A 10938-nucleotide genomic window follows, 5' to 3' on the forward strand; every position below is an offset into this window, starting at 1 on the left:
ACTGGAGCCATGCGCATCGCACGGCGCTCCCGGGCCCGGCGGAGGGCGGCTCTGGCCGCCGCCCTGGCCGTCGTGGCCGTCGGCTGTGCCGCCCCCGGGGCGTCGGCGGACGGCTCCGGGGACATCGACCGTACGGTCACCCTCCCGGGAGGGCGTGGCGTCCACGTGGAATGCCGCGGGACAGGCTCCCCGACGGTGGTGCTGGTGTCCGGCACGGGGGGCGCGGCGGACGAGTGGACGCACGTGGCCGCTCCCGGCGGCCCGGCGGGCGCCCTGGAGCCCAGCGCGTCGGCGGTGCTGCCGAGGCTCGCCTCGTACACGCGGGTCTGCGCCTACGACCGGCCCGGCACCCTTCTGGCCGATGACACGCCGACCACCTCGACCCCGGTGCCGCAGCCGACCTCGGCGCGGGACGGCGCGGACGACCTGCGGGCGGTGATGGCCGCGGCCGGTGAGGAGGGGCCGTACGTACTGGTCGGCGCCTCCTGGGGAGCGATGATCACCGGCCTGTACGCGCGTACCCACCCCGCGCAGGCCGCCGGCCTGGTCACCGTCGACGGCGCTTCGCCGCACCTGCACGACACCCTGACCCCCGAGCAGTGGTCGGACTGGACGCGCGCGGTCCGGGCGATGCCGAAGGCGAAGGGGCGGGAGGTACCCGACTACCCGACGAGCATCGCCGAGCTGCGCGCCGCGCCCGCGCTGCCGCACCCGGTACCGGCGGTGGTGCTGACCTCCGACCACCCGTGGGACCTGAAGGTCGGAACGACCGGCTCGACCTGGCCGGCCTGGCTGGCCGCGCAGCGGCGACTGGCCGACGAACTCCACGCCCGGCACGTCACCCGCACCGACAGCGGGCACGGGATCGCCGTAGAGCAGCCCCGGCTGGTCGCGGACGCGATCCGCGAGGTCGTGGACCGGGCCCGGGCCGAGGCCCAGGCCCATGCCCGATAGCTCACCCGATCACGACGTCGTCGCAGGGCGGGGGCGGGGGTGCGACCGCGCGTCGTGCCTCCCGCCAGTGCGCGGCCTCACCGTCCACGCCGCGCCTGGCGGGTACGACGTACCCGGCCCAGGGGCCCCGGCCGTCGTCGTCCATGGTGGAGATGCCCACCACGTACGCACGGCCCGGTTCGAGCACGGCGTAGAAGGGATCGTCGTCGACGTACCGTCCGGCGGCGGTTCCCCCCTTGGTGACGCCTTGGGTGAGCGTGAGGAGCTCGGGCAGCGTGCCGTGCAGCGTCCTGAGTACGCGCACCCGGCTGGACAGGTACGAGCTGCCGCCCTCGTCGTCCCGGGCGCGGGTGTTCTCCAGGGTCTCGACCACGGCCATGGCCGGGAACCTGTCGGCGACGACGGGATCCTTGCTCAGGTCGGCGCCGCAGACCGCGAGGGTGGTGCTCGCCGGTTCGGCCGCCACGTACCAACCGGCCCCGACCAGCAGCAGGGCGGCGGCGGCCGATAGAGCCGTGAGGGGCTTGTTCACTCCGTTCACGGTAGGGCCCCGCCGGGTGAGGCCAATCGTTTCCGCACTCACGGGAGATGAGTATCCGCGCGGATTCCCCGGTTGGGGTGGGCGGGGTTGAGTGTCCTCATGACCGATCACGACCTCGCCCGCGAACTCGACCTCGACCGGGACCGCCGGGCCTTCATCGCCCCGCTGGTCTCCACCCTGCTGACGCTGCCGCTGGGACTGGTGACGCTGTTCTTCGCGGGCCTCTCGCCGATGGCGTGCGACTCCTGCAACGGGGAGACCGCCCGCGCCTTCGACGCGAGCTTCCGGATCGCCTGGCCGCTGTTCATGGCGGGGCTGGTGGTCGTGGCGGGGCTGCTGGTGTGGTGCTGGGCCCTGCCGTGGCGGAAGGCCAACGCCGACCGGCGCTTCGGCATCGCGATCGCCGCGCCGGCGGTGGTGGTGGCGAACGTGGTGCTGTTCTTCGTGCTGCTGGACACGCCGTAGGGCGCCGGTTTTAGGGCAGGAACTCCCAGTAGGGGCCGTCGGGCGCCCGGTTGCGGGAGCAGAGGGTCACGTCCCGGCCCTTGAGGTAGGCCAGCAGCCAGTCGCCGAACGTCATCTCGTACAGGGTCCAGGCAGGGCTGTCGAACTCCTGCACCAGGACCCGCCAGGGGTCGGCGGGGCCGTCGGGCACGCGGAGGAAGATCGCCTCGCCGGTGGTGGCCGACGCGACGGGGATCAGCTCCCCGGGGTTCGTGCCGGCCGGACTCGGCAGGTACTCCGCCATGTCCTCCTCGCGCCAGAGGTCGAGGTCGAGCTTCAGGTCCTTCCCCAGGTTGTGGAGGAGGTGGGGGGCGGGGTGGTTCAGGTACAGCTGGTTGTTGACCAGGACCGACCCGTAGGCGTCGACGATCTCGCGGAAGTCGGCGGGGAACCCGACGCCGAGTTCTTCCCAGGGGGTCGGGTCCGACCAGTTGAACTCCGGCTCGCCGAGCAGGGCCGTTATCTCCGGGAGCGTCGCCATTGTTACTGGGCGACCCAGGCGGTGAGGCCGGTCCAGGCGGCGGGGGCGAGGGTGAGGGCCGGGCCGTCGGTGACCTTGGAGTCCCGGACGTGGACCTGGTCGGCGGGGCAGGTGGCGACCTCGACGCAGGCGCCGCCTTCGCTGCCGCTGTAGGAGGACTTCCGCCAGGTGAAGGCGGCCTCCAGGCACTGGCCGCCCTCGCTGCCGCTGTAGCTGGACTTGAACCACTTCAGTGGGGTGCTCATGACTCTCCTAGCAGCTGGTTCAACAGGTCCTTCGTCTCTGCGAAGTTGAGGGCCTGTGACCGCAGCATCGCATACTTCTGGGAGAGGATGCTGACCTCGTTCGGGTCCCTGACGAGGAAGCTGCCGCGCTGGGTTTCCGAGTAGGCGAGACGCTGGAATTCCGGTGTTTCCAGGAGGATGAAGGAGCCGTCGAGACCTGCGTGGGAAGTGACGCCGAGGGGCAGAACCTGGAGGGACAGGCCCGGGCGGTCGGCGCAGGCGCGCAGGTGGCGCAGCTGCTCCTGATGGACCTCGTCGCCGCCGATCCGGTCGCGCAGGGCGGGCTCCCAGACGATGAAGCTGAGGGTCGGGGGGACGGCCCGGGTCAGGATGTCCTGGCGCTTCATGCGGTGGGCGGTCTGGAGCTCTATCTTCGCCTCCCCGACGAAGGGGACGCGGCAGCCGAGGACCGCGCGGGCGTAGGCCGGGGTCTGGAGCAGGCCCGGGACGGTGAGCGTGTCGTACCAGGACAGGGCGAGGGCCTCCGCCTCCCGCTCCATGTACTCCTCCGCCCAGGCCGGGATCATGTCGACCTCCGGCATCTTGTTCGCGGCGACCGTCAGGAGTCCCGGGATGTCCAGGGCATGGTCGAGCTTCTCGGCGAGGTGCGGCATGAGGACGCGCCGGCCCTGTTCGATCGAGGCCAGGGTTTCGACGTCCACGTGCAGCTCTTCGGCGAGCCCGCGTTGTGTCAGTCCTTTGGCGACGCGGGCGGCGGCGACCAGGGCGCCGATCATCTTCATCGCCGTCGAGTTGGGCCGAGCCCTTTTGCGTGGTGGCATACGTGTGAACTCCCCGTCGGTGCATGCCGAGATACCCGTGCCAACCCGTACTCATCAAGGAGTACGGGTCGTTCGTCTCCTCCACGCTAGTCACGCACCGCGACGATTTCCTCGTGAACGTGGAAATCCAACCGGCCCTGCTGCGCGAGCGTTTCTACCCCCGCAGCCGCCAAAGCGTCGCCTCTGCCAGGGAGTTCGCGAGCGTGACACTTCACGCGTGGGGTGTCACACCCCGCCGCGACGACCTGTTGCTCTGCGTGAGCGAGCTGGCGACCAACGCCCTGCTGCACGGCGTCCCGCCCGGCCGGGGGTACCGGCTGCGGATGCTGCGGTTCGGCGAGACCGTGCGCGTCGAGGTGCACGACAGCGGGGGCGGGCGGCCCCGGATCGAGGACCGGGACCCGGGGGCCGAGGGCGGGCGGGGGTTGCTGCTGGTCGCGGCGGTCGCGGACCGGTGGGGGGTCGGGCTCCGGGTGCCCGGGAAGGTGGTGTGGTGCGAGTTCGCCGTCACCGCGGACCGGGACGGGCTCTAGGCTTGGTGCGACTGCTGTCCAGGCTCGAAGAGGCGACTGAAGATGAGCGCGTACGGATCCTTCCCCGGCTCGCGGCCCCGCCGGCTGCGTACGACCCCTGCCATGCGGCGCATGGTCGCGGAGTACCGGCTGCACCCCTCCGACCTGATCCTCCCCGCGTTCGTACGGGAGGGCATCAGCGAGCCCCTGCCGATCTCGGCGATGCCGGGCGTCGTCCAGCACACGCGGGACACGCTGCGGAAGGCGGCCGTGGAGGCGGTCGAGGCGGGCGTCGCGGGGATCATGCTCTTCGGTGTCCCGGCGGACGAGAACAAGGACGCGCTCGGCACGGCGGGCACCGAGCCGGACGGGATCCTCCAGGTCGCCATCCGCGATGTGAAGGCCGAGGTGGGCGACGATCTGGTGATCATGTCGGACCTCTGCCTGGACGAGTACACCGACCACGGTCACTGCGGGGTCCTCGACGAGAACGGCCGTGTCGACAACGACGCGACGCTGGAGCGGTACGCGGAGATGGCGCAAGTCCAGGCCGACGCGGGCGTCCACGTGGTGGGTCCGAGCGGAATGATGGACGGCCAGGTCGGCGTGATCCGCGACGCGCTCGACGAGACCGGGCACGAGGACGTCTCGATCCTCGCCTACACGGCGAAGTACTCCTCCGCCTTCTACGGCCCCTTCCGCGAGGCCGTCGCGTCGAGCCTCCAGGGTGACCGCAAGACCTACCAGCAGGACCCGGCGAACGCCCGCGAGTCCCTGCGGGAGCTGGCCCTCGACCTGGAGGAGGGCGCCGACATGGTGATGGTCAAGCCGGCCGGTCCCTACCTCGACATCCTCTACCGGGTCGCGGAATCCGTGGACGTGCCGGTGGCGGCGTACCAGATCAGCGGCGAGTTCGCGATGATCGAGGCGGCAGCGGAGAAGGGCTGGATCGAGCGGGACCGCGCGATCATGGAGACCCTCCTCGGCATCAAGCGGGCCGGCGCGGACACGATCCTCACCTACTGGGCGACCGAGGTCGCCCAGTGGCTGCGCGCGGAGCGCTGACGACGGTCGACGGCCCGAACGCGGGATCCGGTCAGCGCGGGTGGGCCTTCTTGGGGTGGCGGCGGTAGAGGTCCGCCAGCTCATCGAGGGCCTTCGCCGCGCGGGCCGTCACGTCCGCCCGGCCCACCTCGTGGTGGGCGACCGGGAACCAGACCGTGCCGGGCTTGCGCTCCCACTCGAAGACGTGCGGCGCGGCGGTGCGGACGTGACAGATCGTGCCCACCGGGTTGGTGTCGAAGGCGAGTTCGAGCTCGGGGAAGTCCGTCCGGCCGCCGGTCGGGTCGCTGACGAAGATCGGCTGGTACGCCTCCGCGTACGACTCCGAGTGCTTGATCCGGTCCTTGACCAGGTGGGAGTGCCGCTCCAGATAGCCGAGTTCGCCGAAGGCGTCGAGCGCCGCCGCCACGGCGGGCAGCGGGTCGACGTGGAGGAAGTCGGTGTCGGTGAGGACGGTTCCGGCGGCGTCCTTCAGGGCGATGCGCGTGCGCAGCGCGAAGTCCACGCCGAGGGCCCGGCCGTCGAAGTCGGTGAACGGCGAGTACCAGGGGAGCCGCCCGTCGAACGGGATCTGCCGCTCCGTGCCGGCCGGGATCTCGAAGCGGACGCCCCCGGTGTGGAAGAACGCCAGGTGGTCCGTGACGGTCGCGCCGCTCCGCCGGTACATCGGTGCGACCGGCTGGAGGATGATGTCCTCGGTCCGCAGGTCGGCTCCCCCGGCGCGGATCACCAGCCGGCCACTGACCTCCGCGCCGGGGCGGAGCGTGCGGGTACTGATCCTGGTGTCGATCTCGGGCCCGTCGGCGCCCGCCGCGCCCTCTCCGGCCGTTTCCTCGTCCGACTCGAACAGCTTGCGGAACGCCACTGTCCGACCCCCTCCCCGTACGCCTTGGGCACGAGCCTAGCCGGAGGCCGGTTCCGTGCCGCGGGTTAGGCTTTCGGGGGCTCGACGGGGGAGGAAGCGGTGGGGCTGCTCAGGCTGTTGGGGTTCGGGCGTGGGGGCGGGGACGACAGCGGTGCGCGCGGGGCCGCCGCCGCTCAGGACGACGCGCCGCCCGAGATCGACACCGTCATCGGCACCGTCGACGCGCGGCCCGGCGAGTGGCTCAAGGGCGAGGTCGTGTTCCGGGGCGGAGGTACGGGGCTGAAGGTCGACCGCTACGACCTGCGGGTCATGGCCAAGGCCCTGACCACGTACGGTGCCACGCGCGAGATGGAGGTGGCCCGGCTCGAGCCCGCCGGCTGGGAGGACTCCGCCGAGGTGGCGCCCGGCGCGGAGCACCGGATCCGGTTCAGCGGGCGGCTGCCCTGGGAGTGCCCGGTCACCGAGCTCGGAGGCCGGTCCATGGGCATCGACCTGTCGGTGGTCACGACAATCAGAGTCGCCGAGACCGACGTGGTGAAGGACATCGACTTCCTGCACGTGGCGGCGCCGCCGCTGCACGAGGCGGTGATGGACGCGTTCTTCGCCGAGGGGTACAGCCGCGTCGAGGCCCGGCTGACGGACGAGGGCGCCCCGCACGTCGAGCAGCGCAGCTCCTGGCTCCAGAACTACTACCTGGAGGACCCGGGCCGGGGGGCCGACGACTTCGCGGAGATCGAGGTGACCCTCGTCAACAGCCAGGTCGGCGCCCTCGTCTTCGTACGCCGTGCGGACCGGGACAGGATCGGCTGGCAGCAGAAACCGCCCGCGCTGTCGTTCCCCGTCGCACATCACGAGGTCGGCGAGGTCGGCCTCGACGCCCGCGTCCGCGAGGCGCTGGCCGACCTCCCGGGCCTGGACCGCCTCGGGAGGCGGTGAGCCCGCCTCGCGCGGTGGGCGTCAGGGGGCGTCCGGCCACGATCCGCAGGTCACCCCTGGTCGAAGAGGTCGAGTTCGTGGAACTCCAGCCCGTCCGGGCCGAGTCCGGTGTTCTCCGCGTGCTCGGCCATCCGCGCCGCGTACTCGGGATGCGCGGCCAGCGAGGTGTAGGTGTCGAAGTCCAGGTCCAGGACTTCGGCGAGGTCCGCGAGGTACACGTCGAGACCGGGGTACATCACGCCCACGTACGGCAGGTCGTCGATGTCGGTCACCAGCACCGGGTATTCGCCCGTGGAGTCCGGCGAGCCCAGGTAGAGCAGGCGGCGCGAGTCGCAGCCGCCGACGAGCGGCAGGCACACGGCGGGCAGGAGTTCCTCGAAGTCGCCGAGCATCGCGACCAGGCCGTCGCCCGAGCCGTACATCCACTCGGCCGTCGCGCCCAGCCCCCGGTCGCCGAGGACGGGCTCGGCCGGGTCCTCGTACCAGCCGACGCCGGCGAGCCAGGAGCCGTCGAAGGCAAGCCAGCGGCGCAGGCTGGGCGGCAGCGGCCGGTCGCCGGGCAGCCTCAGCCGGTCGAGCACCTCGGGCGCGAGCGGCACCGGTTCGTCGAGGTCGGGGGCGTCGCAGGTGGGCCAGCCCCGCTCCCGGACCCGTTCGATCACCCGGTCGATCAGCGCGGGTCCGTGCATGTCCTCGTTCATGCGGTGCACTGTGCCACGGGCCACCGACAACGCGGGACGACCTCGGGCGCTCCGCGCCTCAGAGCCGTGCCGCCGCGGGGTAGTCCGGCCCCCAGCCCGAGGCGGAGGACTTCGCCGGGGCGGATTCGCCGTCGGGGAAGTCCTGGCCCCAGCCGCTCGCCACGGCGAGGACCGCTGCCAGCGCGAGGGCGCTGAGGGCGGCGAGGAGCATGCTCTTCGTCTTCATGGCGGGGAGCATCTCAGGCTCCTCCCGGCGGACGGAAGGGTTCACGCGCAGCGGGTCGGGTCCGGGGTGGGAACGGGCCGCTCGGCGCGCGATGGAATTCGTGAGTCGATCTTGAAACCGAAGCGACTCCGCAGGCGTCCCTGGATCCGTATGCCCGTCCGGCCGGTTACGGGGGTCCGGCCGGACGGGCGTACACGGTTCTCCTCTCAGCCCTAGCCGAGCGGCAGGTCCAGGTACGACGGGGTCGCCTCGGGTGAGGTGAACGCGAGGGTCGCGCGCGGCAGGTTGGCGTCGCCGTAGAAGCGGTCGCGGGCGTCGATCACCAGCAGCAGGCGGTGGTCGCGCGGTACGTCGTACGCCGTCGCCTGGAGGTCGATGTCCGCGCTGACCAGGCTGTCGGGCGCCGAGCCGAGGTCGGTGTACGGGGCGTGCGTGACGATGTGCGCCGTGCCGTCGGGGGCCGTGTCGAGCAGGTACGCGATGAAGGTGGAGCCCGGGTTCGGGGCGCGGTAGGTCACGCGCAGGCGCGGGGTGCCGCGCAGTCGGGTGGTCTCGCGGGCGGGTTCCGAGGCCCAGACGGCCGCGACGGAACGGTCGATGGTCCCGGTCGGGTAGACCTTCGGGCGCCCCGCGATCTCCGCGTATCCGGACTCGACGACCTTGTCGGCGACGGTGGCGGGGGTGTCGACCCCGCACAGCACGGTCGCCGTCCAGCCGGCCTCCGGCTCCTCGGCGAGTTCCCCGCTGCCCGCCAGGTGCAGCCGGTGTACCCGCTCGGTGAGGGAGTGCCAGGTGGGGCGGGGTTCGAGGGTCTTGCTCCACATCACCTCGCTGATCACCTGGCCCTCGTCGGCGATGCCGTTGTCGATGTCCCTGAGGTGGTGGTCGAACCAGCGGTGGGCGTCCGTCCAGATCCGGTTGGGCAGGCCGAGCATGCCCGTCATCTCGGGCCCGGAATGATCGCCGATGGACAGGACGAGGCGTTTGGGGCCGGTGAGTTCGTTGAACGTCTTCAGCGTCTGGTTGGTGGGGAAGAGCGTCTCGTGCCAGGCGTGCGCGAAGAGGACGGGGACCTGGCGGCGGTTGAGCTCCTTGATGTGGGTGAGGGGTGAGCGCTGCTCGGCCCAGCGCAGGGTGCCCTCGATGTCGCGGTTGGCGAGGACGTTGGCGAAGACGCTCTGCGTCTGCGGGCTCAGCCGTGCCTTCGCGGCCGCGCCGAGCAGGGCCCGTACGGCGGCGACGTGGCGGGTGGAGTTCTCGTAGAACGCCTCGCCGAGATCGCCCCAGGTGCTGAGCGCGACGACGGCGCTGACGCGGGTGTCGTGGGCGGCGACGAGCTGGCTGATGCCGGAGCCGTACGAGTCCCCGAGGAAGCCGATCTTGGCCACGGGGCCGGTGGTGCGCTCGATGAGGTGGTCCAGGGCGCGGCTGGCGTCGGCGACGTCGAGCGGGCCCGCGACCTCGACGCGGCCTTCGGAGGCGGCGAAGCCGCGGGTGGTGTAGGCGAGGACGTTGTAGCCGCGGGTCGCGAAGAGGGTGGCCTGGACGGCGTAGAGGATCCAGCCGTGACTCGTCCAGGGGGACGGCATCACGATCAGGGGGCGCGGCAGGCTGCCGGTGTGCCGCCACAGCCCGGCGTCGAGCAGGTCGCCGTCGGCGCCGGTCACCTTGGTGCGGGTGAAGACGGAGACGGAGCGGGCCTCGGCGACCTCGGCGGCGCGGGCGGGGGGAAGGCCGGTGACGTCGCCGCTCTCCAGGGCGGCGACGAAGGCGCCGAGGGCGGTGGCGTCGAGTTCCGGGTAGAGGGAGCCGGGGGTGTCGGGGAAGCCGAGGGAGCCGGGGGTGTCGGGTAAGTCGGGGGATTGGGCGGGTGGGGTCACGGCGATACGTCCTTCTTCGTCGGAGTGTTCGGCGAGTGAGATGAACGTGGTGCGTGGATCGCCCGGGCCCGGAGCGGAACGTCCAGTATCGACGGGACATCCGGTGACGTTTCGCGAGTTTCCGGATTCCGGCCTGAAGCATCCCCTCGCGTTCCGATGGGCGACTCCTGCGTGCCCGGTGGGGCAACCGGCCCTGCGGTGCGCGGCGTTGGGGCGGCCGGCGGGAAGCCGTCGACTCGTCCGGAAAACATGCAAGCATGCTTGATTGTTTTGGCGAAGGCTGCCAGTCTTCCCCTCACGCCGAGAGGGGAGCACATCGTGCCCGATCCGTCCGTCGCCGCCGTTTACGCCGATCTGCGCGAGGAGGGCCGTGAACTCGACTCTTTGGTAGGCGGGTTGAGTCCGCAGGAGTGGGCCCGGCCCACTCCCGCGCCCGGCTGGAGCATCGGCCACCAGATCGCCCACCTGCACTGGACCGACCGGGCCGCGCTGCTCTCCCTCACCGACGCCACCGCCTTCGCCCGCATGGTCGAGGAGGCCCTGAAGGCCCCCGACTCCTTCGTCGACGAGGGAGCGGAGGAGGGCGCGAAGCTACCGCCCGGCGAGCTGCTCGCCCACTGGCGGGCCACTCGTACGGCCCTCGACGAGGCGCTCGCCGCCGCCTCCCCGGACACCCGTTTCCCCTGGTACGGGCCGCCGATGAAGGCCGCCTCCATGGCGAGCGCGCGGCTGATGGAGACCTGGGCGCACGGCCAGGACGTCGCGGACGCGCTCGGCGTGCGCCGCGCCCCGACCGCGCGGCTGCGGCACGTGGCGCGGATCGGGGTACGGGCCCGCGACTACGCCTACGCCGTACGCGGACTGCCCGCGCCCGCCCAGGAGTTCCGGGTCGAGCTGGAGGCCCCGGACGGATCCGGGGTGTGGTCCTTCGGGCCCGCGGACGCCGAGCAGCGGATCACCGGCCCGGCGCTCGACTTCTGCCTGCTGGTGACCCAGCGGGCGCACCGCGCCGACCTCGCCCTGACGGCGACCGGCCCCGACGCGGACCGCTGGCTGGACATCGCCCAGGCCTTCGCGGGGCCGGCGGGGGCGGGGCGCGAGCCGGGGGCCGCCCGATGACCGGCCGGTCCGGGCCCGGACCGGCCGTGCCTGGGGCTGCCGGGCCCGGGGCTGCCGGGCCTGGGGCTGCCGGGCCTGGGGCTGTCGTGCC

Annotated in this window: 14 protein-coding genes; 6 read left to right on the forward strand and 8 right to left on the reverse strand. The window is 72.2% G+C overall.

What is annotated here, in order from left to right; all coding sequences use genetic code 11:
- Positions 1–9: 9 nt before the first annotated feature.
- Entirely contained in the window at positions 10–954 is a 945-nt protein-coding gene (locus tag ACIQ5Y_RS28920; protein ID WP_403886675.1) for an alpha/beta fold hydrolase, read from the forward strand.
- Position 955: 1 nt separating this feature from the next.
- Here the strand turns inward: ACIQ5Y_RS28920 and ACIQ5Y_RS28925 are convergent, their stop codons facing one another.
- Positions 956–1486, reverse strand: a complete 531-nt coding sequence (locus ACIQ5Y_RS28925; RefSeq protein ID WP_403886677.1) for a hypothetical protein — start codon at positions 1484–1486, stop codon at positions 956–958.
- A 108-nt stretch (positions 1487–1594) separates the two neighbouring features.
- Here ACIQ5Y_RS28925 and ACIQ5Y_RS28930 point away from each other — a divergent pair, with 108 nt between their 5' ends.
- A complete protein-coding gene (locus ACIQ5Y_RS28930) occupies positions 1595–1960 on the forward strand; it encodes a hypothetical protein (protein ID WP_403886680.1) in 366 nt (121 codons plus the stop codon).
- A 10-nt stretch (positions 1961–1970) separates the two neighbouring features.
- Here the strand turns inward: ACIQ5Y_RS28930 and ACIQ5Y_RS28935 are convergent, their stop codons facing one another.
- The 3 genes from ACIQ5Y_RS28935 to ACIQ5Y_RS28945 are packed head-to-tail and all read right to left on the reverse strand — an operon-like array spanning position 1971 to position 3546.
- Positions 1971–2480 carry an SMI1/KNR4 family protein gene (locus ACIQ5Y_RS28935; protein ID WP_403886683.1) on the reverse strand — a complete coding sequence of 170 codons (510 nt, stop codon included), beginning with the start codon at positions 2478–2480 and terminating at the stop codon, positions 1971–1973.
- Positions 2481–2482: 2 nt separating this feature from the next.
- A complete protein-coding gene (locus ACIQ5Y_RS28940) occupies positions 2483–2725 on the reverse strand; it encodes a DUF397 domain-containing protein (RefSeq protein WP_403886685.1) in 243 nt (80 codons plus the stop codon).
- On the reverse strand, positions 2722–3546 hold the full coding sequence (locus ACIQ5Y_RS28945) for a Scr1 family TA system antitoxin-like transcriptional regulator (protein ID WP_403886688.1): 825 nt from the start codon (positions 3544–3546) through the stop codon (positions 2722–2724). Before ACIQ5Y_RS28945 ends, ACIQ5Y_RS28940 begins: the two co-directional genes overlap by 4 nt.
- Before the next feature lie 23 nt (positions 3547–3569).
- On the opposite strand from ACIQ5Y_RS28945, the gene ACIQ5Y_RS28950 reads away from it, so the two are divergent.
- On the forward strand, positions 3570–4079 hold the full coding sequence (locus ACIQ5Y_RS28950; RefSeq protein ID WP_403886690.1) for an ATP-binding protein: 510 nt from the start codon (positions 3570–3572) through the stop codon (positions 4077–4079).
- A gap of 42 nt (positions 4080–4121) precedes the next feature.
- Entirely contained in the window at positions 4122–5123 is a 1002-nt protein-coding gene (gene hemB / locus ACIQ5Y_RS28955) for a porphobilinogen synthase (protein WP_384750706.1), read from the forward strand.
- Positions 5124–5154: 31 nt separating this feature from the next.
- Here hemB and ACIQ5Y_RS28960 read toward each other — a convergent pair whose 3' ends face one another.
- Entirely contained in the window at positions 5155–5985 is an 831-nt protein-coding gene (locus ACIQ5Y_RS28960) for a sporulation protein (protein ID WP_403886693.1), read from the reverse strand.
- 99 nt (positions 5986–6084) lie between these two features.
- Between ACIQ5Y_RS28960 and ACIQ5Y_RS28965 the strand changes: the two genes are divergently transcribed.
- Positions 6085–6921 (forward strand): sporulation protein, encoded by an 837-nt coding sequence (locus tag ACIQ5Y_RS28965; protein ID WP_403886696.1) that lies wholly within the window; start codon positions 6085–6087, stop codon positions 6919–6921.
- Between the two features lie 50 nt (positions 6922–6971).
- On the opposite strand, the gene ACIQ5Y_RS28970 is transcribed toward ACIQ5Y_RS28965, so the two are convergent.
- The 3 genes from ACIQ5Y_RS28970 to ACIQ5Y_RS28980 form a co-directional block, all read right to left on the reverse strand.
- Complete coding sequence (locus ACIQ5Y_RS28970; RefSeq protein WP_403886698.1) at positions 6972–7622, reverse strand: hypothetical protein; 651 nt, start codon at positions 7620–7622, stop codon at positions 6972–6974.
- Between the two features lie 58 nt (positions 7623–7680).
- Entirely contained in the window at positions 7681–7848 is a 168-nt protein-coding gene (locus tag ACIQ5Y_RS28975; RefSeq protein WP_403886701.1) for a hypothetical protein, read from the reverse strand.
- Positions 7849–8060: 212 nt separating this feature from the next.
- Positions 8061–9728 (reverse strand): alpha/beta fold hydrolase, encoded by a 1668-nt coding sequence (locus tag ACIQ5Y_RS28980; protein WP_403886704.1) that lies wholly within the window; start codon positions 9726–9728, stop codon positions 8061–8063.
- 318 nt (positions 9729–10046) lie between these two features.
- Between ACIQ5Y_RS28980 and ACIQ5Y_RS28985 the strand changes: the two genes are divergently transcribed.
- Positions 10047–10847, forward strand: a complete 801-nt coding sequence (locus ACIQ5Y_RS28985) for a TIGR03084 family metal-binding protein (RefSeq protein WP_403886707.1) — start codon at positions 10047–10049, stop codon at positions 10845–10847.
- The last annotated feature ends 91 nt before the right edge of the window (positions 10848–10938 follow it).

Source organism: Streptomyces sp. NPDC096339 (assembly GCF_044762985.1).
Taxonomy (GTDB): Bacteria; Actinomycetota; Actinomycetes; order Streptomycetales; family Streptomycetaceae; genus Streptomyces.